At 44.6% G+C, this 23,594-nt stretch carries 24 protein-coding genes; 8 read left to right on the forward strand and 16 right to left on the reverse strand.

Going from position 1 to position 23,594, the window contains the following annotated elements:
- Positions 1 to 59: 59 nt before the first annotated feature.
- Complete coding sequence (gene rnz / locus M0696_RS11815) at positions 60 to 983, reverse strand: ribonuclease Z (RefSeq protein ID WP_166851111.1); 924 nt, start codon at positions 981 to 983, stop codon at positions 60 to 62.
- A 225-nt stretch (positions 984 to 1,208) separates the two neighbouring features.
- Here rnz and zwf point away from each other — a divergent pair, with 225 nt between their 5' ends.
- A complete protein-coding gene (gene zwf, locus M0696_RS11820) occupies positions 1,209 to 2,678 on the forward strand; it encodes a glucose-6-phosphate dehydrogenase (protein ID WP_166851109.1) in 1,470 nt (489 codons plus the stop codon).
- Positions 2,679 to 2,804: 126 nt separating this feature from the next.
- On the opposite strand, the gene gndA is transcribed toward zwf, so the two are convergent.
- Positions 2,805 to 4,214, reverse strand: coding sequence for an NADP-dependent phosphogluconate dehydrogenase (gene gndA / locus M0696_RS11825; RefSeq protein ID WP_248601979.1), 1,410 nt, complete (start codon positions 4,212 to 4,214; stop codon positions 2,805 to 2,807).
- 109 nt (positions 4,215 to 4,323) lie between these two features.
- Positions 4,324 to 5,568, reverse strand: coding sequence for a DNA polymerase IV (locus tag M0696_RS11830; RefSeq protein WP_222143119.1), 1,245 nt, complete (start codon positions 5,566 to 5,568; stop codon positions 4,324 to 4,326).
- A gap of 71 nt (positions 5,569 to 5,639) precedes the next feature.
- On the opposite strand from M0696_RS11830, the gene M0696_RS11835 reads away from it, so the two are divergent.
- The 3 genes from M0696_RS11835 to M0696_RS11845 all read left to right on the forward strand — a co-directional run bounded on the left by M0696_RS11835 (position 5,640) and on the right by M0696_RS11845 (position 7,681).
- Positions 5,640 to 5,927, forward strand: coding sequence for a hypothetical protein (locus tag M0696_RS11835; RefSeq protein WP_166854636.1), 288 nt, complete (start codon positions 5,640 to 5,642; stop codon positions 5,925 to 5,927).
- A 30-nt stretch (positions 5,928 to 5,957) separates the two neighbouring features.
- Positions 5,958 to 6,785, forward strand: coding sequence for a membrane protein insertase YidC (locus tag M0696_RS11840; RefSeq protein WP_248601980.1), 828 nt, complete (start codon positions 5,958 to 5,960; stop codon positions 6,783 to 6,785).
- Positions 6,786 to 6,952: 167 nt separating this feature from the next.
- The gene (locus tag M0696_RS11845) at positions 6,953 to 7,681 is read left to right on the forward strand and encodes a YqjF family protein (RefSeq protein ID WP_222143121.1); all 729 of its coding nucleotides are present in this window, start codon (positions 6,953 to 6,955) and stop codon (positions 7,679 to 7,681) included.
- 48 nt (positions 7,682 to 7,729) lie between these two features.
- Here M0696_RS11845 and M0696_RS11850 read toward each other — a convergent pair whose 3' ends face one another.
- Genes M0696_RS11850 through mce form a run of 3 tightly spaced genes read right to left on the reverse strand, consistent with a single transcriptional unit; the run spans position 7,730 to position 10,801 of the window.
- The gene (locus M0696_RS11850; protein ID WP_248601981.1) at positions 7,730 to 8,845 is read right to left on the reverse strand and encodes a tripeptidase T; all 1,116 of its coding nucleotides are present in this window, start codon (positions 8,843 to 8,845) and stop codon (positions 7,730 to 7,732) included.
- A 17-nt stretch (positions 8,846 to 8,862) separates the two neighbouring features.
- The gene (locus M0696_RS11855) at positions 8,863 to 10,386 is read right to left on the reverse strand and encodes an acyl-CoA carboxylase subunit beta (RefSeq protein ID WP_166854635.1); all 1,524 of its coding nucleotides are present in this window, start codon (positions 10,384 to 10,386) and stop codon (positions 8,863 to 8,865) included.
- Positions 10,379 to 10,801: a methylmalonyl-CoA epimerase gene (gene mce, locus M0696_RS11860; RefSeq protein WP_248601982.1), complete on the reverse strand. Its 423-nt coding sequence runs from the start codon at positions 10,799 to 10,801 to the stop codon at positions 10,379 to 10,381. Before mce ends, M0696_RS11855 begins: the two co-directional genes overlap by 8 nt.
- 89 nt (positions 10,802 to 10,890) lie before the next feature.
- On the opposite strand from mce, the gene prli42 reads away from it, so the two are divergent.
- A complete protein-coding gene (prli42, locus tag M0696_RS11865; protein ID WP_041521370.1) occupies positions 10,891 to 10,983 on the forward strand; it encodes a stressosome-associated protein Prli42 in 93 nt (30 codons plus the stop codon).
- Between the two features lie 20 nt (positions 10,984 to 11,003).
- Here prli42 and M0696_RS11870 read toward each other — a convergent pair whose 3' ends face one another.
- From M0696_RS11870 to brxB, 6 genes are all read right to left on the reverse strand, one after another.
- Positions 11,004 to 11,537 (reverse strand): L,D-transpeptidase, encoded by a 534-nt coding sequence (locus M0696_RS11870; RefSeq protein WP_166851093.1) that lies wholly within the window; start codon positions 11,535 to 11,537, stop codon positions 11,004 to 11,006.
- A gap of 51 nt (positions 11,538 to 11,588) precedes the next feature.
- Entirely contained in the window at positions 11,589 to 12,557 is a 969-nt protein-coding gene (locus M0696_RS11875) for an aromatic acid exporter family protein (RefSeq protein WP_166851090.1), read from the reverse strand.
- 72 nt (positions 12,558 to 12,629) lie between these two features.
- On the reverse strand, positions 12,630 to 13,352 hold the full coding sequence (gene artM / locus M0696_RS11880) for an arginine ABC transporter ATP-binding protein ArtM (RefSeq protein WP_166851088.1): 723 nt from the start codon (positions 13,350 to 13,352) through the stop codon (positions 12,630 to 12,632).
- Positions 13,345 to 14,004 carry an arginine ABC transporter permease ArtQ gene (gene artQ, locus M0696_RS11885; RefSeq protein WP_003236829.1) on the reverse strand — a complete coding sequence of 220 codons (660 nt, stop codon included), beginning with the start codon at positions 14,002 to 14,004 and terminating at the stop codon, positions 13,345 to 13,347. Before artQ ends, artM begins: the two co-directional genes overlap by 8 nt.
- Before the next feature lie 80 nt (positions 14,005 to 14,084).
- Positions 14,085 to 14,852 (reverse strand): arginine ABC transporter substrate-binding protein ArtP, encoded by a 768-nt coding sequence (gene artP, locus M0696_RS11890; protein WP_166851085.1) that lies wholly within the window; start codon positions 14,850 to 14,852, stop codon positions 14,085 to 14,087.
- Positions 14,853 to 15,111: 259 nt separating this feature from the next.
- Entirely contained in the window at positions 15,112 to 15,549 is a 438-nt protein-coding gene (gene brxB / locus M0696_RS11895; protein WP_148981947.1) for a bacilliredoxin BrxB, read from the reverse strand.
- A gap of 160 nt (positions 15,550 to 15,709) precedes the next feature.
- Between brxB and M0696_RS11900 the strand changes: the two genes are divergently transcribed.
- From M0696_RS11900 to bmrR, 3 genes are all read left to right on the forward strand, one after another.
- A complete protein-coding gene (locus tag M0696_RS11900; protein WP_248601983.1) occupies positions 15,710 to 16,603 on the forward strand; it encodes a YegS/Rv2252/BmrU family lipid kinase in 894 nt (297 codons plus the stop codon).
- Positions 16,604 to 16,703: 100 nt separating this feature from the next.
- Positions 16,704 to 17,873 (forward strand): multidrug efflux MFS transporter Bmr, encoded by a 1,170-nt coding sequence (bmr, locus tag M0696_RS11905; RefSeq protein WP_166851077.1) that lies wholly within the window; start codon positions 16,704 to 16,706, stop codon positions 17,871 to 17,873.
- 72 nt (positions 17,874 to 17,945) lie between these two features.
- On the forward strand, positions 17,946 to 18,785 hold the full coding sequence (bmrR, locus tag M0696_RS11910) for a multidrug efflux transcriptional regulator BmrR (RefSeq protein ID WP_166851074.1): 840 nt from the start codon (positions 17,946 to 17,948) through the stop codon (positions 18,783 to 18,785).
- A gap of 56 nt (positions 18,786 to 18,841) precedes the next feature.
- Here the strand turns inward: bmrR and M0696_RS11915 are convergent, their stop codons facing one another.
- From M0696_RS11915 to lpdA, 4 genes are read right to left on the reverse strand one after another with little or no spacing between them, the layout of a single operon-like run.
- Positions 18,842 to 20,119 (reverse strand): dihydrolipoamide acetyltransferase family protein, encoded by a 1,278-nt coding sequence (locus tag M0696_RS11915; RefSeq protein ID WP_248601984.1) that lies wholly within the window; start codon positions 20,117 to 20,119, stop codon positions 18,842 to 18,844.
- A gap of 21 nt (positions 20,120 to 20,140) precedes the next feature.
- Complete coding sequence (bfmBAB, locus tag M0696_RS11920; protein ID WP_166851069.1) at positions 20,141 to 21,124, reverse strand: 3-methyl-2-oxobutanoate dehydrogenase subunit beta; 984 nt, start codon at positions 21,122 to 21,124, stop codon at positions 20,141 to 20,143.
- Between the two features lie 13 nt (positions 21,125 to 21,137).
- Complete coding sequence (bfmBAA, locus tag M0696_RS11925; protein ID WP_248601985.1) at positions 21,138 to 22,130, reverse strand: 3-methyl-2-oxobutanoate dehydrogenase subunit alpha; 993 nt, start codon at positions 22,128 to 22,130, stop codon at positions 21,138 to 21,140.
- 21 nt (positions 22,131 to 22,151) lie between these two features.
- On the reverse strand, positions 22,152 to 23,576 hold the full coding sequence (gene lpdA, locus M0696_RS11930) for a dihydrolipoyl dehydrogenase (protein WP_248601986.1): 1,425 nt from the start codon (positions 23,574 to 23,576) through the stop codon (positions 22,152 to 22,154).
- Positions 23,577 to 23,594: the final 18 nt, after the last annotated feature.

The following is a 23,594-nucleotide window of genomic DNA, read 5'->3' on the forward strand; positions in this document are numbered from 1 at the left end:
GTAATGATTACGTTTTATTATACAATGTAATTAAAGATTGTCAAATAAAAACGATTCCTTCACCCCCGCTGGACGTTTACCTCTAAGAAATCATATGCCGCCACGCTGTTAGGGAAAACGTCAGCAGCTTCTTTTTGAAGCTCCAGAGAGGCATCTCCCTGATATCTGGCGCTGATATGGGTTAAAATGAGCTTCTTCGCCCCAGCTTCTTTCGCTGTTACAGCCGCTTGTTCCGTTGTACTGTGGTAATAATCATAAGCAAGTTTCCGATCTTCCTTAGCGAATGTTGCTTCATGAACAAGAACATCACAATCCCTTGCAAGCTCTTTTAGCTTATCACTTACTCTCGTATCTCCGGAAAACACCACAGCCCTGCCCTTTTTAGGAGGCTCCAAAAAATCATTCCCATTGATGATGCGCCCGTCTTCAAGCGTTACCGTTTCGCCTTTTTTGATTCTTTGGTACACAGGTCCGGGTGGGATGTTCATTTCTTTTAATACATCCGCCTTTAAGGAACCTGGTACATCTTTTTCCTGTACACGGTACCCGAAGGCTTCTACTCCATGAATAACAGATACTGCTGTGACAATAAACTGATCGTCTTCAAACACGATTCCTTCTGCAATTTCCTTGATCACAAGCGGATATGTCAAATGGGTTTTCGTGACGGCAAGGCTTGTTTCAATAAATGCTTTGATCCCTTTAGGCCCGTACACCGTCAGCTCGTCCTCTCCCCCTTGAAAGGAACGGCTCCCCAGAAGACCCGGAAGCCCGTATACATGATCGCCGTGCATATGGGTGATGAAGATTTTTTCTATTTTACGAGGTTTAATCGTTGTATGTAAAATTTGGTGCTGCGTGGCTTCCCCGCAGTCAAACAGCCATACCGAACGCCTTTCTTCAAGCAATTTTAATGCCATCGACGTTACGTTTCTCGCCTTAGCAGGAATGCCTGCTCCCGTCCCTAAAAAAAGTAATTCCACATTTCCTTCCTCCTACTAGAACTAGTTACCTACAAGAATACAGGATCAGGCGCAAAATGTGAATCTTGCCTCTAAAAGGAACAATCCTTTCGTTCTAGAAACATTTTTACGGCATTCTGCAAAAAAAGGACTTAAATGTTTGCTTTCGTTGAATTTTAGATTTAAAATGAAGGAAATATACGGGGTGTACTAAAATAAAGCTTCGAATAAAGTGAGGTACTTTTAGTGAAAACAAACCAACAACCAAAAGCAGTAATTGTCATATTCGGCGCAACTGGGGATTTAGCAAAACGAAAACTGTATCCGTCTATTCACCGTTTATATCAAAACGGACAAATCGGAGAAGAATTTGCAGTTGTAGGAGTTGGAAGAAGACCTTGGTCTAATGAGGATCTTCGCCAAACCGTTAAAACATCCATTTCCTCATCTGCAGATAAACATATAGATGATTTCACGTCTCATTTTTACTATCACCCGTTTGACGTGACAAACCCTGGCTCTTATCAAGAGCTTAACGTATTGCTTAACCAGCTGGAGGATACATATCAAATTCCGAACAATAGAATGTTCTACTTGGCAATGGCTCCTGAATTCTTCGGAACAATTGCAAAAACATTAAAATCAGAAGGTGTTACAGCAACAACAGGCTGGTCCCGCCTTGTCATTGAAAAGCCGTTCGGCCATGATCTGCCAAGCGCACAGGCACTGAACAAAGAAATTCGCGAAGCATTTACGGAAGATCAAATTTACAGAATCGACCATTATCTAGGCAAACAAATGGTTCAGAACATTGAAGTGATTCGATTTGCCAATGCGATTTTCGAACCGCTTTGGACAAACCGATACATCTCAAATATTCAAATTACATCAAGCGAATCACTTGGCGTTGAAGATCGTGCTAGGTATTACGAAAAATCAGGCGCCCTGCGCGACATGGTGCAAAACCATATTATGCAGATGGTTGCCCTTCTTGCAATGGAGCCGCCGATCAAATTGAACACAGAAGAAATCCGCAGCGAAAAAGTGAAGGTGCTGAGAGCGCTGCGCCCTATTGCCAAAGACGAAGTGGATGAGTATTTTGTGCGCGGACAATATCAAGCCGGTGAAATTGATGGTGTGCAGGTTCCTGCTTATACAGATGAAGATAATGTCGCTCCTGACTCCAATACAGAAACCTTTGTTGCAGGCAAGCTCTTGATCGACAACTTCAGATGGGCTGGCGTTCCATTCTATATCCGCACCGGAAAACGAATGAAAGAAAAGTCCACAAAAATCGTCGTTCAATTTAAGGACATTCCGATGAACCTGTACTACGGCAATGAAAACAATATGAATCCAAACTTGCTCGTCATCCATATTCAGCCTGACGAAGGCATTACGCTTTACTTAAACGCTAAAAAGCTTGGCGGAGCAGCACACGCACAGCCAATCAAGCTGGATTATTGCAGCAATTGCAATGACGAGTTGAACACCCCTGAAGCGTATGAAAAACTTATTCATGATTGTCTTCTTGGCGATGCAACAAACTTTGCACACTGGGATGAAGTTGCCCTTTCTTGGAGCTTTGTCGATTCCATTTCTGAAACATGGGCAGCAAACAAAACCTTATCTCCTAACTACGAATCAGGCTCTATGGGACCGAAAGAATCAGATGATCTTTTGGCGAAAGACGGCTTGAACTGGTGGAATATATAAAACGAAAAAAGCGGAAAATGCTCACAAGCATTTTCCGCTTTTTTGCGGTTGTCAAGACCGCCATATCCCTTAAGGCATTCCAGCAAAAAACCCCCAAAGCCCTTAGGTTTTGGGGGTTTTTATTGATTACTTCATCCATTCAGTGTGGAAGATACCTTCTTTATCTGTACGCTCATAGGTATGAGCGCCAAAGTAGTCACGCTGCGCTTGAATTAAGTTTGCAGGCAGTACAGCTGTGCGGTAGCTGTCATAGTAAGCTAATGCGCTTGAGAATGATGGGACCGGCACACCTTGGGCAACGGCAAGTGAAATCACTTGGCGAAGCGATCCTTGGTAGCTTTCTACAATATTTTTGAAGTAGCTGTCAAGAAGCAGGTTGTCAAGCTCAGGTTCGCGATCATAAGCTTCTTTGATCTTCTGAAGGAATGCCGCGCGGATGATGCAGCCCCCGCGGAAGATCATAGCGATTTCGCCATATTTCAGATCCCAGTTATATTCTTCAGAAGCAGCTTTCATTTGGGCAAATCCTTGCGCGTAAGAACAGATTTTACTCATAAACAGCGCTTTTCTGACCGCTTCAATCAGCTCTTCTTTATTTTCTGTCACAGGCTTCACTTCTGGTCCTGAAAGAAGTCCGCTCGCTTTCACACGCTCTTCCTTCATAGCTGAGATAAAGCGTGCGAATACAGACTCAGTAATAATCGGAAGCGGAACACCTAAGTCAAGCGCGCTTTGGCTTGTCCATTTTCCTGTTCCTTTTTGTCCTGCTTTATCAAGAATCACATCAACAAGCGGTTTGCCTGTCTCTTCGTCTTTTTTTGTAAAGATGTCAGCCGTAATCTCAATTAGATAACTGTCAAGCTCGCCTTTATTCCATTCAGCGAAAACTTCATGAAGCTCATCAGCTGAAAGGCCGAGCACCTGTTTCAAAATGAAGTAAGATTCAGAGATCAGCTGCATATCTCCGTACTCAATACCGTTGTGCACCATTTTCACATAATGGCCTGCACCGTCTGGACCGATATATGTCGTACAAGGTTCTCCGTCAACTTTTGCAGAAATCGCTTCAAGAATCGGTTTCACAAGCTCATGTGCTTCTTTTTGGCCGCCAGGCATGATAGAAGGCCCTTTAAGCGCTCCTTCTTCTCCGCCGGAAACGCCTGTTCCGATAAAATGAATGCCGCTTTCAGCGAGTTCTTTGTTACGGCGCTGTGTGTCTTTATAGTATGTATTTCCGCCGTCAATTAAAATATCATCCTTCTCTAGATGAGGAAGAAGAGATTGAATTGTCGCATCTGTTGCAGTTCCCGCTTTAACCATTAATAAGATTTTGCGCGGTGTTTCCAAGGATTGAACAAACTCTTCAATGCTGTATGTGCCAACAACATTTTTACCTTTTGCCTCCTGCAGAAACTCCTCAGTTTTACTGCTTGATCTGTTGTAAACAGAAACAGAAAATCCCCGGCTTTCGATATTTAAAGCCAGATTTTTACCCATGACCGCAAGTCCGATAACGCCGATTTGTTGTTTTGACATATTCTAACGTCCCTTCTGCAAACGTTTAATCATTTTAAAATTTAAATTAAAATAAAATGATATTTATAATAAAGAAATTACCATACTTCTCCCCCTTTTTTCAAGCTATTCAACTTTTCTTTTCATCCTGAAAAAAATCTTTATTAAAGCTTGTTCCTTTCGTTTTGCTCTCCTCTTTTTTTATCCTTGCCCCTTTTCTGATCAGCTTGGAGCCGTACTTTTCATTTAGCTTTTCCATCGTCTGCTGAATGGGCTCATCCTTCGCATCTTCATTAAAGCTGAACAAGTCGAGCTGTTTATAGGCCTGTTCTTTTTCTACTAAATCCGTTCCGGTAATGCCAAGCAGCCTGACAGGATTTTTATTCCAATGTTTAAAAAAGAGGTGCTCTGCTTCTTTCATAATTTCATTTTTTTGATCGATCGGATTTTTCAGCGTGATGCTTCTGGTGATGGTTTTCCAATCTGCATATCTAATCATAATAAATAGCTTCGAAGCCATGACTTCCTTGCGCTGTAAGCGGTCACTGACGGAAGCGGCCAGTTTTCTGAAAACGCCTAACAGCTCTTCTTCATCACTGGAATCATGTGAAAGCGTCGATGAGTTGCCGACGCTTTTAAATTCGTAAATGCGCTCCGGGTCAACTGGCGCATGGTGAATGCCATTTGCTTTATTTTTAAGGCGCGGCCCATTGATGCCAAGCAGGCGCTTCAGCGAATGTTCATCAGCTGCAGCTAACTCTCCAATCGTATGAATGCCGAGTCCCTTCAGCTTTTCCGCTGTCTTTTTGCCAACTCCGTGCATCTCTCCAACAGGAAGCGGCCAAAGGATATCAGGCACTTGTCTCTTTCTTAAAATCGTGATGCCAAGCGGTTTTTTCATATCAGACGCCATCTTAGCGAGAAATTTATTCGGCGCGATCCCTATGCTTGACGGAAGCAGCAGCTCTTTTTGCAGCCTGCTTTGGATTTCTTTTGCAGTCTCAAGTGCACGGCTGCTGTATGGTGTATCGGTCATGTCCATATAGCCTTCGTCGATGGAGACTGGCTCCACCAGGTCAGTATATTCACGGAGGATGTTAAACATTGCTCTTGAAGAGCTTCTATAGCGGTCAAAGTTCGGCGGAAGAACGATGAGCTCAGGACAATTGCGCTTCGCTTCCCAAACCGGCATCGTTGTTTTAACGCCGCGCGCTCTTGCTTCGTAGCTGCATGTCACCACGATGCCCTTTCGCTCCTTTACGTTTCCGGCAACTGCGACCGGCTTCCCCCGGAGGGCCGGGTCATATGCCATTTCCACCGATGCATAGAAGCTATTCATATCAATATGGAAAATAATTCGGCCATTTCCCGGCATAAATAAAACTCCTTTTCGTTATTAGACAACGGCTTGTACATATAGTAAAATGAAGGTATTGAATGGATGTGATTATAATGTTTGTGGAATCGATAAATGACGTTTTATTCTTAGTCGATTTTTTCACAATTATTCTTCCGACCCTGACGGCAATCGGGATTGCGTTTCTCTTACGAGAGTGCCGTGCCGGCGAGCAATGGAAATCAAAACGAACAGATGAACACCAGACGGTCTTTCAAATTAACCGAACAGACTTTCTTATTATTATATATCATCGCATTACAACATGGATACGTAAAGTCTTCCGCATGAATTCGCCTGTAAATGATGATGAAGACGTCAGTTCCCTTCTTTTATAAACCGCATTTATAAAAAGGAGGAGAACAAAATTGTTAAAAACATATCAAAAACTTTTGGCTATGGGTATCTTTTTGATCGTATTATGCTCGGGCAATGCTGCGTTTGCGGCGACTAATCAGGTGGGAGGCCTCAGCAACGTCGGTTTTTTCCACGATTATTTAATCGAACCGTTTTCCGCTCTGCTTAAGGGTGTTGCCGGGCTGTTTCACGGAGAATACGGACTGTCTATTATTCTTGTCACCATTATTGTGCGTGTCGTTGTACTGCCTTTGTTTGTCAATCAGTTTAAAAAACAGCGCATATTCCAAGAGAAAATGGCAGTTATTAAACCTCAGGTTGACAGCATTCAGGCCAAATTGAAAAAAACGAAGGACCCGGAAAAGCAAAAAGAACTGCAAACGGAAATGATGAAGCTTTATCAAGAGCACAATATCAATCCGCTTGCCATGGGGTGTCTCCCAATGCTGATTCAGTTTCCTATTGTGATTGGGTTTTATTACGCGATTCGCTCTACACCTGAAATTGCGTCACACTCGTTTTTATGGTTCAGTTTAGGACAATCTGACATTCTCGTGTCTCTTAGTGCGGGAGCAATGTACTTTATCCAGGCCTATGTCGCTCAAAAACTGAGCGCGAAATATTCCGCTGTCCCGCAAAACCCGGCGGCACAGCAATCTGCAAAACTGATGGTGTTCATCTTCCCTGTGATGATGACGATTTTCTCGCTTAATGTTCCGGCAGCCCTTCCGCTGTACTGGTTCACAAGCGGGCTGTTCCTGACAGTACAAAACATCGTCCTTCAGATGACGCATCATAAAAGTAAAAACGCCGCTGCTCTTACTGAGACGGTAAAATAGCGTAACAACCCCGAGCGAAAAGCCGGGGTTGTTTTTTGTTTCACCCGCACCCTTTTTCGGTCATGGCAGAGGCGAAAATGGCAAACCTAAAAAACAGCCGTATCGTTTAAAAAGAAGGAAACAGGGAATACCTTATACTCACATCTAACTGAAAGGAGCGCATGTATGTGACGGAACGCTCTCAGCAAAAAAACATTTCTGTACCTGAAGGAAGCTGGATCATGAGACAAACCTGGAATGATGTCTTATTTGCCCACTGGCCAGTTGATGTTACTATCCTTCGCGCTTTAGTACCGCCGGTTTTAGAATTAGATACATATAACGGACAAGCTTGGATCAGCATGCTTCCCTTTATGCTCACGAACCTGAGGGCGCGTTTTCTCCCTGCCATTCCCGGTGCGCGTGCGTTTCCTGAGCTTAACCTCCGCACCTATGTCACTTATAAAAGCAAACCCGGCATTTACTTTTTCAGCTTAGATGCTGATCATCGGCTGGCGGTTCTGGGCGCTCGCACGTTCTTTCATTTGCCTTATTTTCACGCTGATATGAAAGCTGAAAAAAACGGTGATGGCATTGAGTATGTCAGCAAGCGGAGAGACGGCGGAGAAGCGGCATTCCGCTGCGCATACCGGCCTATTTCAGCTCCTTTTACAGCGGAAGAGGATTCACTCGATTATTGGCTGACGGAACGATACAGACTCTACACCACCTATCGAAACAAGCTCTATTACGAAGACATTCATCATCATCCTTGGCTGCTGCAAAATGCCGAGGCCGAGTGTTCCGTCAATACGGTGGCTGATGCTCACGGCATTACACTTCAAGAGTCAGACCCTTTGCTTCATTACGCTAAAAAACAGGACGTGTTATTTTGGCCGCTTAGGCAATGGCGCTGAATGCAAGAAAAAACCCGATGCGCGCAAGCGCACTCGGGTTTTCTATTTTTATTTTGCCGCCTCTTCAATAATGGCAACAACCATTTCTGCCGTTTTAACGAGTTCTTCGATCGGCATTTTTTCATTCTTTGTATGAATTTGCTCGTAACCGACAGCAAGGTTGACCGTCGGGATGCCATGACCTGCAATAACGTTCGCGTCGCTTCCGCCGCCGCTTGTTTGCAGCTCGCTCGGACGTCCGATTTTAGCAGCCGCTTTTTTCGCGATTTCAACAACTTGGTCGCCGTCTTGGTATTTGAAGCCCGGATACATAACTTCAATTTCGACTTCTGCGCGTCCGCCCATATCGGCAGCGGCCTCTTCAAAAGCAGCTTTCATTTTTTGAACCTGAACTTCCATCTTCTCAGGAACTAAAGAACGTGCTTCAGCAAGAATATGGACTTCGTCGCACACAATGTTTGTTTGTGTGCCGCCTTCAAACCGGCCAATGTTTGCTGTTGTTTCTTCATCGATACGGCCCAATGGCATTTTTGAAATGGCTTTGCTAGCGATTGTAATGGCTGAAATGCCTTTTTCAGGTTCAACCCCGGCGTGTGCGGTTTTCCCGTAAATTGCCGCTCTTACCTTTGCCTGTGTCGGCGCGGCCACAATGATATTTCCGACTTTCCCGTCTGAGTCAAGGGCATAGCCGTAAGAGGCTGTGATCATAGAACGGTCAAGCGCCTTCGCTCCGATCAGTCCTGACTCCTCGCCTACTGTGATAATGAATTCAATTGTACCATGTTCAATGTTTTCTTCTTTTAGCACTTTTATCGCTTCAAACATTGCAGCCAGCCCCGCTTTATCATCAGCGCCTAATATTGTAGTGCCGTCTGTTTTGACATAACCGTTCTCTACAACCGGTTTTACGCCGTTTCCAGGTACCACTGTGTCCATATGGGATGTAAAATAAATGGTATCTGTTTGTTTTGTTCCTTTTAATGTGCAGATCAGGTTTCCGGCTCCGTGGCCAGTGATGTCCATTGTATCGTCTTCTTTTACGTCCACACCTAAATCAGAAAATTTTTGTTTCAGCACTTTGCAGATTTCTGCTTCGTGTTTTGTTTCTGAGTCAATTTGGACAAGCTCTAAAAATTCTTCCAGCAGGCGTTTTTCATTCACCATTTGTAAGTCCCTCCATGTTAAAGCGGTATGTTACCGTGCTTTTTTTTCGGTCTCTCTTCTGTCTTATGTGCAAGCATGTGAAAAGCTTGAATCAGTCTTTTCCTTGATTCTTCCGGCAAAATAATGTCATCGACCATTCCGCAGGCCGCCGCTTTGTATGGGCCGGCGTTTTGCTTTTTGTATTCAGCTGTTTTTTCGCGTTTTGTCTTTTGCGGGTCGGCTGAAGCTTTTATTTCCTTTTCATACAAAATTGATACCGCACCTTCTGATCCCATCACTGCGATTTCAGCATTCGGCCATGCAAACACAAGGTCCGCTCCGATTGCTTTGCTGTTCATAGCGACATAGGCGCCGCCATACGCTTTTCTGATAATGAGCGTGACTTTTGGGACGGTCGCTTCTGCATAGGCAAACAATATTTTTGCTCCGTGCCTGATAATTCCGTTATGCTCCTGCTGAACACCGGGCAGAAACCCCGGAACATCCTCGACAGTTAACAACGGTATGTCAAAGGCGTCGCAAAAACGGATGAACCTCGCTGCTTTATCAGCAGCGTCAATCGTCAGGCTGCCCGCCAGGTGCTTTGGCTGGCTCGCCACGATGCCGACCGTTTTTTCACCCAGCCTTGCAAACCCGACGACAATGTTTTTCGCAAAAAACGGCTGAATCTCAAAAAAAGACTGCGGATCAGCCAGCTCCTTAATCACCGTCCGAACATCATACGGCTTTGTCGTATCAGCGGGCACAAGACGGTTTAATAACGGTCTGGATGCCTCTTTCTCAGGTAGCGGTGCTGCTGTCTGGCCATTCAGCGGCAAATAAGACAGCAGTTTTTTCACTCCTGTCAGAACCTCCTTCTCCGTATGTCCGGAAAAATGGGCGTTTCCGCTGACGGCATTATGTATCCCCGCTCCACCTAAGCTCTCCGCATCAACCTGTTCTCCTGTCACTTTTTCAATCACCTTCGGCCCGGTAATAAACATCCGGCCTGTCTGTTCAGCCATAAATATAAAATCTGTGAGTGCCGGAGAATACACAGCGCCTCCAGCGCACGGCCCTAAAATAACCGATATTTGCGGAATGACTCCTGAATATAAGACGTTTCGGTAAAATATGTGACCGTATCCATCTAATGATACCACACCCTCTTGAATTCTCGCACCACCTGAGTCATTCAGCCCGATAATCGGCGCCTTATTTTTTGCTGCCATATCCATCAGAGCGCAGATTTTTTGGGCATGGGTTTCGCCAAGTGCCCCGCCGAACACTGTGAAGTCCTGCGCAAATACATATACAGAGCGGCCATCAATCGTCCCGTATCCTGTCACGACCCCATCCCCTAACACGCGCTGTTCTCTTGTTAATACTTGACTTTCCATGAAGGGATGTAATTCGAAAAAGCTGTCCTGATCAAGAAGAAACGTGATCCTTTCCCGAGCGGTGAGCTTTCCCTTTTTCCGCTGCTGGGCCAGCTTTTCATCTCCTCCGCCTTGTTCTGCCTGCCTGCGTCTCGTGAATAAATGATTAATATGCTCATTCATGTTCATTGGTTTGGTCTCCCTTCGGTTCGCAGAGCTCTACAAGAACGCCGTTTGTTTCCCGCGGAGAAAGAAATGCGATTTTTTTCCCGTTTGCTCCCTGTCTTGGGTACTTGTCAATCAATTGAACTTGCCGGTCAGACAATACCTGAAGCTTTTCAGATAGGTTGTTGCACAAAAACGCAATATGATGCAGTCCCTGCCCTTTCTTCTCCAAAAAGAAACGAACGGGGCTGTCAGGTGTCAACGGCTCAATCAGCTCCAGCTTGATGCTTCCCGCTTGAAAAAAAGCAACATTCACCTTTTGCTCTTCAACCATTTCCTGATGAAGAAACGCAAGCCCCAATACATCTTCATAAAAGTGTCGCGCTTCTTCTATCGAAAAAACGGCTATCGCGATATGGTCAAGCCTATTCATCTCAATCCCTGCCTTCCGCCAATAGATATCGCTTGTCCGCCCATTCAAAACACGCTAAAATATAGACAGATTGTCTAAGGAGTGAAATCATGTCTCAAAAACTGATGAAAAGCGTTTTGATTGTGATTTTGGGAGTTTTTATTCTTTCAACTGTACTCTCAGGAATCATCATGTTTTTATAACGATAAAAAAGCAGGCGGCCTTATTGAATGGGAACATCCTGCTTTTTTATCAGAGCTTTATGCTCAACGGCAATCTCCTCAAAAGAACGGGTGTCGTCTGTAATCAGCACTCTCGTTCCCACCGGAATCGTTTGAAACAGACGAACGACCTCATCGTTATGCATACGTATACAGCCGTTAGACACAAATTTTCCTATTGATTCTTCCCGGTTTGTCCCATGAATTCCGTAAATCCGTCCGTCTGTTCCTTTCGCGTCAAATCCGATCCATCTTGCCCCAAGCGGATTGTCTGGAGATCCCCCTTCAATATTTTTCTTTCTGTAGTAAGGATTCACCGCTTTAACTGTTATCGAAAATTCTCCCTCTGGCGTCAGATCGTCTGTTTTTCCGGTCGCCACACTGTACACGCCTTCTATTTTATTGTCGAGGATGACAGCAAGTTCGTTTGTTCTCTTGTTGACAATGACATACGGATCGCCCGGCAGCGGATTTTCGCCGAGAGGCCAAATCGGAGAAATCATCATCATAAAAATCGAACATAAGAAAAAACGCATAAGCTCCTCCTTTTTCATTAGGTTGACCAATGAAGGAAGAGCTCATGCGAATTATGCGAGTGATTTTTGTGCTTTTATTCCTTTAAAATAACTTTTGATGACTAAATATTGTTCCATTTCCCCGAGAAGATGGAAGAGAGCTGCTCTTGCTTCAAATTCCTCTCTCGTCGCCGGGAGCGGCATCTCCTCAAATTCTTTTCTCATATCAGCAAGTCTTTTCAGAAATTTGTACGCCGTATTTCCCGGGTGTATCGCTTCCCGCAAATCGTGAATAAATTCAGCGATCATTTTTCCCTGATCTACCGTAATGGAGATAGAAGTCACTTTAGGGAGAAGGCGTTCGATAATTTCAAATTGCTTTTCTCTCATTTTAAAGTAATGATAATGCAGATTTTCGTAGCGCAGAATGTGGTTTTGCACATCTCGGTATGCCAGGTTTTTCGCCTCCGCAATGAGCTGGTGTGTTTCCGGAATTTCTTTTCCAGTCCAATCTTGCTCACCAGTTAACAAATACCTCTCTATTTCTGCGAAAATGACAGCAAAGTTATCCTCTATCTTTTTGCGATAGGCAATCAGCTTCCGGTCAAGGCTCGGCATATACAAGTTCATCAATAGAGCGACACCGATACCAACCGTAATCAACTGAACCTCATTCCAAATGAAAGCAGGCGTAATGCCGCCGGACATGTATAAATGAAGGATAATAACGGAACTGGTGACGATTCCCTCGTTAATTTTTAACAGGACCGTTATCGGAATGAATATCAAGAGAAGTGCTCCGATAACAAACGGATGATAGCCAATCAGCTCGAAAAAGAGATAAGAAAAAAGAATTGCCAGACAGCATGCCGCAAAACGGGCCCACGATGCCTGAAGCGACCGTTTTTGTGTGATTTGAATGCACAAAATGGTGATGATTCCTGCTGATGCGAAGTTTTGCAAATGCAATAGCTGGCTTAAATAAATAGCCAAAGCTGTACCAAGCGCGGTCTTTATTGTGCGGTAACCAATTTTAAACATGTCGGACTCCATTTCTATTTGTTTCTCAATAAAAAAGAAGAAGCGATACGCCTTCTTCTTTTTTTCTATATTCTATAATATTTTCTCTAAAAAGTCCTGCGCTCTTTTGGATTTTGGCGAAAGAAAAAATTCTTTCGGATTGCCGTCCTCGACAATCATTCCTTGATCCATAAATAACACGCGGTCAGCCACTTCTTTTGCGAAGCCCATTTCATGCGTGACAATCACCATAGTCATACCGGTTTCGACCAGCTCTTTCATAACCTGGAGAACTTCTTTTACCATCTCCGGATCAAGTGCAGAGGTCGGTTCGTCAAACAGCATGATTTCCGGATTCATCGCAAGAGCCCGGGCAATAGCGACACGCTGTTTTTGCCCGCCTGATAGGCGGTTTGGATAGTCATTTCTCTTTTCAAACAAACCGACTTTGCGGAGCAGCTCTTCGGCTTTCTCCTGTGCAGCCTGTTTTGATTCTTTTTTGACATTAACAGGCGCGTACATGATATTTTCGAGAACCGTTTTGTGCGGAAAGAGATGAAAATGCTGAAAAACCATCCCGATGTTTTCCCGGACCTTTAATGTGTTGGTTTTCGCCTTCGTGATCTCGTTGTCTTTGATTGTAATGGTTCCGCCGTTAGGTTTTTCCAACAGGTTTAAACAGCGAAGGAACGTTGATTTGCCTGAGCCTGAAGGGCCAATTACGGCAACAACCTCACCTTCAGCGATTGTTGTTGAAATGTTTTTTAATACTTCGTGTTTCCCAAATGATTTTGACAGCTTTTCAACCTTAATCATTGGATTTCAGCTTCCTTTCTACAGCCTTGCCGATAAACGTTAAAATCAGGACAAGCACATAATAAATCAATCCGGCGATAATGAGCGGCTCAAGGTAATTGTAAGTGGCAGCGCCAGCTTGATATGCGCGTCTCATGACATCACCAAGGCCGATGACGGTGACGATCGCCGATTCTTTTGTTAACGTAATTAATTCATTCACAATTGCCGGTGATATATTTTTGAAGGCCTGCGGCAACAGCAGATCCTTCATCATTTTGCCGTACGGGACACCCAGTGCGACAGCCGCCTCTTTTTGCCCTTTATCAATGGCATTGATTCCGGCTCTGATAATTTCCGATACATAAGCGGCGGAATTCAATGACAATGCGACAACCGCAGCCCAAAACTGGTCAATTTGAAAGCCGAGCAGCTGAGGAAGCCCGAAATAGACAATCATAAGCTGCAGCACTAAAGGCGTACCGCGGAACACTGATGTATAAAAATCAGCTATCCATATAAGCGGTCGGAACGTGCTGATCTTGCATAAGCTTAGCACAATACCGAGTATAAGTCCGATAATCGCTGATACGATGACAATTTTCAAAGTAATTGCCAAGCCTTCTAATATAAAAGGAATTTGGGGGATCGTTGCTGAAAAATCCAAATTCATAGTCTTTGTCTCCTTTTCTTACAGGAAAAAAGATTTCCTATTCAATAAAAAGGCTCAACGAAAAAGTTGAGCCGCTTTTTTTACTTCTCGCCAGTGAACCATTTCTTCTTCAATTTCTCGAGCTCTCCGTTATCTTCCATTTCCTTGAGCGCTTTATTGAATTTGTCTGTCAGTTCACTGTCCTTTCTGAAAGCGATCGCTGAACCGGCTTCCTCCGCTTTCGCATCCGGAATCACGAAGCCTTGCAGGTCGTCATTTGATTTGAAATACCCTTCTGCCACCATGTCTTCGATAATCGCGGCATCAAAGCGGTCAGATTTAATTTCCTGCACCAAATCAGAAATTCTGTTGCGGTCTTCTGTTTTAAAACCATATTCCGGAGAAAGTTCTTTCCCCTTCTCTTCTTGAATAGAGCCAAGCTGAACGCCGACTGTTTTTCCTTTCAGGTCTTTCAGAGATGTAATGCCGCTGTCTTTTTTGCTGACAATCATATGATTCGCTGTGTAGTACACATCGGAAAAATCAACTTGTTTTTTACGTTCAGGCGTTGGTGTCATTCCTGACAGAACCAAATCCACCTGTTTTGATTTCAGCGCTGTAATTAAGCTGTTGAAGTCCATGTCCTGCACTTCAATTTCGTAGCCAGTCTTCTTCGCAAGCGCTTTTGCCAAATCTACATCAAAGCCGACAATATTATCGCCTTCTTTATATTCAAACGGTTTGTAATCCGCCGAAGTACCCATAATTAACTTTTTCTTTCCGCCTTCAGAACCTGAATTGCTTGACCCGCAAGCCGATAGTGCTAAAGTGATGCAGGCAGCCACAAGTAATAAGAGCCATTTTTTCATGATCCATTTCCCCCATATTCATTACTTTTCGTGTGTTTGAATATTTATTCGTTAATTTGTATTTTAAACAGTTTCTTATTTTTATGCAATACTATTTTTAAAAATTATCTTCAAGCTTATTTTTCCAACGGTATATCACTAGATAAATATAGATTCATTGTACAATCGGATTGAATAATCTCTTAATATTTATTCATACCTCTCTGGGATTTTATGCATAAAAAAACCCGGAGCCGCTTAGGCACCCGGGTTTTTCGTCTTATACTTCTTCACAGTATTCTTCAAAGGCTTCTTGCAGCTTCGCCACTACTGCCATCGGCTCATGGCCTTCAATTTCATGGCGTTCTACCATTTTCATGATTTTTCCGTCTTTCAAAATCGCAAAGGACGGAGAAGATGGCGGATACCCTTCAAAATAGTCACGCGCTCGCGCTGTCGCTTCTTTATCCTGTCCGGCAAAGACGGTAACGAGCTGATCAGGTCTTTTATCATAGTGAACGGAATGGTATGCAGCCGGTCTTGCAATTCCTCCGGCGCATCCGCAAACAGAGTTTACCATGACTAACGTCGTTCCTTTTTTCGTAAGTGCCTCATCCACCTCTTCAGCGGTTTTTAGCTCAGTGTATCCGGCAGCAGCAATTTCTTGTCTCGCTTGGCGGACAATATCATTCATAAATAAATTAAAGTCCATGTTCAATGAAGACCTCTCCTTTTTCATCATCTCTTCTTATGATAGCAAGGAAACGTCCATAACGGCAAATCACATTGCTTGGCCGTACACTTTTTTTGCTCTCTGTTTACAGCTTACAGAAAAAGGGGATTATATAACCAGATGTAATATAAAGGAGCAGTTTTGTATGAGCCACCGGAAAGCATTACTGATTCATAACGGAAATGCCGGCAACAAAAATATAGAAAAAGCATTAGGGGCTGTGGTGCCGGTATTATCACAAGCTTTAGATGAGGTGATCATTAGACAGACAAAGAAAAAAGACGATGCGTATCATTTTTGCCAATCCATTGATGATTCTGTCGACACCGTCTTTATTCTCGGCGGCGACGGCACAGTCCATCAATGCATTAATGGCCTCAGCACATTAGAAAGAAAGCCCGCGGTCGGAATTTTGCCCGGCGGCACGTGCAATGACTTTTCAAGAGTGCTGGGCATCCCTCAAAATCTCGCAAAGGCGGCGGAAGCACTTGTGTCAGGAAAAAAAACAAGTGTAGATGTATGTCGGATGAACGAGCGTTATTTTTTAAATTTCTGGGGGATCGGCCTGATTACAGAAACGTCAAATCAAATCAACGAGACCTCAAAAGCATTGCTGGGAAAAATCAGCTATTTTACAAGTGCACTCCGAACAGTCTCATCTGCGGGATCGTTTCCGATGACATTAAAAATTGACGGAAAAGAAATTAAAGAAGAAGCCGTAATGCTGCTTGTCATGAACGGACAATACATTGGAACGAACCGAATTCCCCTGCCGGATGCCAGTATAAATGACGGCTTACTCGATATCCTCATTTGCCGCGGCACCAACCTCTCCGCATTGAGGGAGCTGATGAGCATGGAGCAGGGCACAATTGATCGGTTTACCGGAGAGCTGTCCTATATCCAAGCCTCCCGTATCGAAATTGAAACTGATACTGTCAAAAAGGCTGATACAGATGGAGAAGTCTATACTCATACGCCCGCGGTGATCCAGGTGCTGCCGCAGCACATTGATATGCTAGTCCCGTGCAATGAATAAAGATCGAATACTGTTAGAAAGAAGGTGTAAATCCGTTGACTCTCCCCTAAGAGGAGGCCTTAGAGTATAAGGGATACACTTTCGAAAAAGGGGAAGTTACATGGAGAAACAAAATATTACCTTAACAATATTATTAACCAATTTATTTATTGCGTTTTTGGGGATCGGCCTTGTCATTCCTGTAACGCCTACCATTATGAATGAATTGCATTTATCGGGTACCGCGGTCGGCTATATGGTTGCCTGCTTCGCTGTTACACAGCTCATTATTTCACCAATAGGCGGACGATGGGTTGACCGCTTCGGACGCAAGATCATGATCGTGATCGGACTGTTGTTCTTTAGTATTTCAGAGTTTTTATTCGGCATCGGAAAAACAGTTGAGATGTTATTTATCTCCCGTATGCTTGGCGGTATCAGCGCTGCCTTTATTATGCCTGGAGTCACGGCTTTTATCGCGGATATCACGACCATTAAAACGCGGCCGAAAGCGCTAGGTTATATGTCAGCTGCTATTTCAACAGGCTTTATTATCGGTCCCGGTATCGGGGGATTTTTAGCGGAAATCTATTCCCGTCTGCCTTTTTTCTTTGCGGCAGCCTTTGCGTTGCTGGCAGCCATTTTATCTATGTTCACACTGCGCGAGCCGGAACGAAATCCTGAAAACCAAGACATAACAGGACAGAAGACAGGCTTCAAACGTATTTTTGCACCCATGTATTTCATTGCTTTTCTCATCATCTTGATTTCGTCTTTTGGTTTAGCTTCATTTGAATCTCTATTTGCGTTATTCGTTGACCATAAATTCGGATTTACGGCCAGCGACATTGCCATTTTGATTACAGGAGGAGCGATTGTTGGCGCCATTACGCAAGTCGTCTTATTCGACCGCTTTACAAGGTGGTTTGGCGAAATCCATTTAATTCGGTATAGCTTAATTCTCTCGACGAGTCTTGTATTCTTGATGACAATCGTGAATTCTTATGTTTCAATTCTGCTGGTTACAGTCACCGTATTTGTCGGATTTGATCTCATGCGGCCGGCGGTAACGACTTATCTGTCAAAGATTGCGGGAAATGAACAGGGGTTTGCCGGCGGTATGAATTCAATGTTTACAAGTATCGGCAATGTATTCGGGCCTATTATCGGCGGAATGCTGTTCGATATCGATGTAAACTATCCATTCTACTTTGCAACGGTAGCTTTAGCGATAGGCATTGCGCTGACCATTGCTTGGAAAGCACCTGCACATCTTAAAGCCAGCACGTGATAAAAAGCGTATTCTTTGCGTACTGCAAAGAATGCGCTTCTTTATTATACTGATCATATAAGGAGTGATGGCATGAAGGAGTCGTATTACTCAATTGGGGAAGTTTCAAAATTGGCAAACGTGTCGATTAAAGCGCTCCGTTATTACGATAAAATTGATTTATTTAAACCCGCCTATGTCGATCCGAATACCAGCTACCGCTATTATACAGATTCTCAGCTCATTCTTCTGGATTTGATCAAATCATTAAAATATATCGGCACACCTTTAGAAGAGATGAAAAAGGCACAGGACTTAGAGATGGAAGAACTGTTTGCTTTTTATACAGAGCAGGAGAGGCAAATCAGGGAGAAACTAGACTTTTTATCAGCATTGGAGCAAACCATTTCACTGGTGAAAAAGCGGATGAAACGGCAGATGGAATACCCTGCGCTCGGCGAGGTGTTTGTTTTAGATGAAGAAGAAACACGCATCATCCAGACAGAGGCAGAGGGAATCGGACCTGAAAACGTGCTCAACGCCTCCTACAGCAAATTAAAAAAATTTATCGAATCAGCAGATGGTTTTACGAATAATAGCTACGGCGCCACTTTCTCGTTTCAGCCGTACGCCAGCATTGATGAAATGACCTACCGTCATATCTTTACTCCTGTATTGACGAATAAACAAATTTCTGCTATTACGCCGGATATGGAAATCACAACGATCCCTAAAGGCAGATATGTTTGTATCGCGTATAATTTTTCACCCGAGCATTATTTTTTCAACTTACAGAAGCTTATTAAGTATATCGCAGACCACCAATTAACAGTTGCTAGTGATGTGTACGAGTTAATTATACCGATTCATTACTCACCGAAAAAACAAGAAGAATATCGGGTCGAAATGAAAATCCGAATCGCAGAATCATGATGCATAAAAAAAGAGCATTTTTTGAAGTTATGTTTCAAAAAATGCTCTTTTTCTTATTAGTAAACAGATGTTTTCTCGTCAATCGATTCTAAAATTTGTTTCACGCGTCCAAGGAATCGTCCGCAAACAAGGCCGTCAAGCACTCTGTGATCCAAGGACAGGCACAGATTGACCATATCTCTGACAGCAATCATGCCATGATCCATGACAACAGGGCGTTTGACAATGGATTCCACTTGAAGAATCGCAGCCTGAGGGTAGTTGATGATGCCCATCGACTGAACAGATCCGAACGAACCTGTGTTGTTAACTGTAAACGTTCCCCCCTGCATATCATCTGCTGAGAGTTTTCCGTCTCTTACTTTTTTGGCAAGGTCGGTAATTTCTCTCGCAATGCCTTTAATTGTTTTTTCATCAGCGTTTTTAATTACCGGAACAAATAAAGAATCCTCTGTCGCAACCGCGATTGAAATATTGATATCCTTTTTCTGGATGATTTTGTCGCCCGCCCACATGCTATTCATTTGCGGGAATTCTTTTAACGCCTGAGCAACAGCTTTAACGAAGAAGGCGAAGAACGTTAAATTAAACCCTTCTGTCTTCTTAAAGGAATCTTTTATACTGTTGCGGTATGCCACCATATTTGTGACATCGACTTCCATCATCGTCCAAGCATGCGGAATTTCTGTTTTGCTTCGTTTCATATTGGAAGCAATTGCTTTTCTTACGCCTGTGACAGGGATTTCTTTATCTCCCGCTGCTGATACAGGATATGAAACCTCTTCCTTCTTCGGCTCCGGTTTTGGTGAAGTGGCAGGTGCAGGAGCCTCTGTTTTCGGCTCCTCAGGTCGTTCTTGCACGCCGCCTGTCTCAATGATACGCTGAATATCTTTTCGCGTAATGCGGCCGCCGGCACCTGTTCCTGTCACTTGATCAAGATCTATGCCGTGCTCTCCGGCCAAACGGAGTACAGCTGGCGAGTAACGCTTTTTATTAGGCTGACTGGCTGCTTCTGCGCGGTTTTCTGCGGCAGGCGTCTCAGCAGCTGATGACTCCTCCGGCTGCTCTTTTTTTTGTTCAGCCGGATTGGCGCCTTCTGTTTCGATTTTGCAAATGATTTCCCCGACTTGCAGGGTTTGGCCTTCTTCACCCACAAGCTCTGTTATCGTACCGGTAAAAGAAGACGGAACCTCTGCATTTACTTTATCTGTCATGACTTCCACGATCGGATCGTATTTGTTCACTTTATCACCGGGGGAGACAAGCCATTTGCTGATCGTCCCCTCTGTTACGCTTTCTCCAAGCTGCGGCATCGTCATTTGTTCAATTGCCATGATTGTATCCTCCTTACGTCTTTAAAACTCCGCTAATTCTCTCATCGCCGCTTCCACTTTATCAGGATTGACCATAAAGTATTTTTCCATTGTCGGCGCATAAGGCATAGCCGGAATATCAGGACCTGCAAGCCGTTTGATCGGCGCGTCTAAATCGAAGAGACAATGCTCGGATATAATCGCAGCCACCTCACTCATGATGCTGCCTTCTTTTGTATCTTCTGTGACTAAAAGGACCTTACCGGTTTTGGATGCAGCTTCGATGATTGCTTCTTTATCAAGCGGGTAAACCGTTCTTAAATCCACCACATGTACTGAAATGCCATCTTTTTCGAGACGTTCTGCAGCCTGTAACGCGAAGTGGACACACAGGCCATATGTGATTACCGTGATGTCGTCGCCTTCCCGTTTTACATCAGCCTTTCCGATTGGCAGGACATAATCATCTGCCGGAACCTCTCCTTTTATCAGGCGGTACGCGCGCTTGTGCTCAAAAAACAGCACCGGATCTTCATCACGAACTGCGGCTTTTAAGAGTCCTTTCGCGTCATATGGCGTCGAAGGCATCACAATTTTCAGTCCGGGCTGATTAGCAAAAATCGCTTCTACTGATTGAGAATGATAAAGGGCCCCGTGTACGCCTCCGCCGTATGGCGCTCTGACGACAATCGGACAGCTCCAGTCATTGTTGCTGCGGTAGCGGATTTTAGCCGCTTCAGAAATGATTTGGTTGACCGCCGGCATAATAAAATCAGCAAACTGCATTTCGGCAATCGGTCTCATGCCGTACATAGCCGCTCCGATACCGACTCCGGCGATCGCTGATTCAGCAAGAGGCGTATCCATAACACGCTCTTCTCCGAATTGGTCGTAGAGTCCGGCTGTGGCTTTAAACACACCGCCTTTTTTTCCTACATCTTCCCCAAGAACGAAAACGCGAGAATCTCGTTCCATTTCTTCTTTCATCGCCAAATTAATCGAATCAATATATGACATTACTGACATTTGTTCTTCCTCCCTACTTCGCATACACATAATCAAGCGCTGACTCAGGGGCTGCATAAGGGGCGTTCTCCGCTTCATCCGTCGCTTCGTTTATGATTGCCATGATTTCATCCAGCATGGTTTGTTCTATCTCATCGGACAGCAGGCCTGTTTCCTTTAAGTAAGATCGGTAAGTAAGCAGGGGATCACTTTTTTTCGCTTCCTCTACTTCTTCACGGCCTCTGTAGCTGCTGTCATCGTCATCACTGGAATGCGGTGTAAGGCGGTAAGAAATTGTTTCAATTAATGTCGGGCCTTCTCCTCTGCGCGCCCGTTCACGTGCTTCTTTGACCGCTTGATAGACTTCCAGCGGATCATTTCCATTCACGGTTACGCCAGGCATTCCATAGCCTACGGCACGATCGGAAATGTTCTCACATGCGACTTGCTTATCATAAGGCACTGAGATTGCGTATTTGTTGTTTTCACACATGAAAATCACCGGCAGCTTATGGACAGCGGCAAAGTTTGCTCCTTCATGGAAATCGCCTTGGTTTGAAGAGCCTTCACCAAAAGTAACAAAGGCTGCGATATCCTTTTTCTCCATACGTCCCGCCAGCGCAATGCCAACTGCGTGCGGAACCTGCGTTGTTACTGGAGACGATCCTGTCACGATGCGGTTTTTCTTTTGTCCGAAATGCCCCGGCATTTGGCGGCCTCCTGAATTCGGGTCTGCAGCTTTGGCAAACCCGGACATCATTAAGTCCTTTGCTGTCATGCCAAACGCCAGCACGACGCCCATGTCTCTGTAGTACGGCAGTACATAATCCATTTCACGGTCAAGAGCGAAAGCCGCTCCTACCTGCGCTGCTTCCTGTCCTTGACAAGAGATCACGAACGGAATTTTACCAGAGCGGTTTAACAGCCACATTCTTTCATCGATTTTTCTTGCTAACAGCATGGTTCTATACATATCAACGGCTTCCTGATCAGTTAGCCCTAGTGCTTGATGTCGTTTTGTACTCATTCAAGCCCCTCCTTTGTGCTTTTAAAAATGAATGGCTTTGCCGTCTGCGGCAAGCGCTGCTTCTCCAATCGCTTCAGAAAGCGTCGGATGCGGATGGATCGTTTGTCCGACCTCCCACGGCGTCGCGTCCAGTACTTTGGCAAGACCCGCTTCTGAAATCATGTCGGTGACATGAGGGCCGATCATATGCACGCCGAGGATATCATCCGTATCACGATCCGCCACGATTTTGACAAATCCGTCGCTTTCTCCGTATACAAGCGCTTTTCCAATTGCCATAAATGGGAACTTGCCGATCTTGACATTGTGCCCATTCGCCTTTGCTTCATCTTCTGTTAAGCCGACACTGGCAGCTTCAGGGCTTGAGTAGATGCACTTCGGTACAAGCGTTGGATCAAGCGGATGCGGATTGAGACCTGCAAAATGCTCAACGGCAATGATTCCTTCATGCGATGCAACGTGAGCTAACTGAAGGCCACCGATTACGTCTCCGATTGCATAAATATGAGATTCCTTCGTTTGGCAGCTTTCATTAACTGAAATAAAGCCTTTTTCAGTGACAATATCGGTGTTTTCAATGCCGATGCCTTCGATATTTGCCTGTCTGCCGATGGAAACGAGCATTTTTTCAGCAGAGTAAGTAACGGTTTCTCCGTCTTTTTCTGCTTGTATGGTGAGGTCGTCTGACGTTTTTGTCATTGTGTCAGGCAGCACTTTTGCCCCTGTAACGAACTGAATGCCTTTTTTCTTAAGAAGGCTTTCCATTTCTTTTGAAATGTCTTGATCCTCAGTCGGCAATATGCGGTCCGCGTATTCAATAACCGTTACCTTCACGCCGAAATCATGAAGCATAGACGCCCATTCGATACCAATAACGCCTCCGCCGACGATGATGATGGATTTTGGCAGCTCCTCCATTTGAAGAGCCTCATCCGAAGTCAATACATGCTTGCCGTCCGCTTCAAGGCCCGGAAGCATTCTCGGTCTTGATCCTGTTGCAATGATGACTTGCTTCGGGATCAGCATGTCATTTTCTTCGCCATTTCCCCGTTCAACAGAAATCGTTCCCGGCAGCGGAGAGAAGATTGACGGTCCGAGGATACGGCCATATCCGTTGAATACGTCGATTTTTCCTTTTTTCATTAAATGATTCACACCGGCTGCAAGTTTATCAACAACAGCTTGCTTACGTTGCTGCACTTTTTCAAAATTGAGGGAAACGCCAGCCGTTTCCACTCCGAATTGATCTGCTTCACGAGCTGTCCGGTATACCTCTGCGCTTCTAAGCAGCGCTTTACTCGGGATACAGCCTTTATGCAGACATGTTCCTCCGAGCTTTTCCTTTTCCACAACGGCTGTTTTTAAGCCGAGCTGAGCGGCTCTGATGGCCGCAACATAACCGCCGGTACCGCCGCCCAGAATGACTACGTCATACTCAGTTGCCATGGTGACTCACTCCTAGTC

It is taken from the genome of Bacillus rugosus (assembly GCF_023238245.1).
Classification (GTDB): Bacteria; Bacillota; Bacilli; order Bacillales; family Bacillaceae; genus Bacillus; species Bacillus rugosus.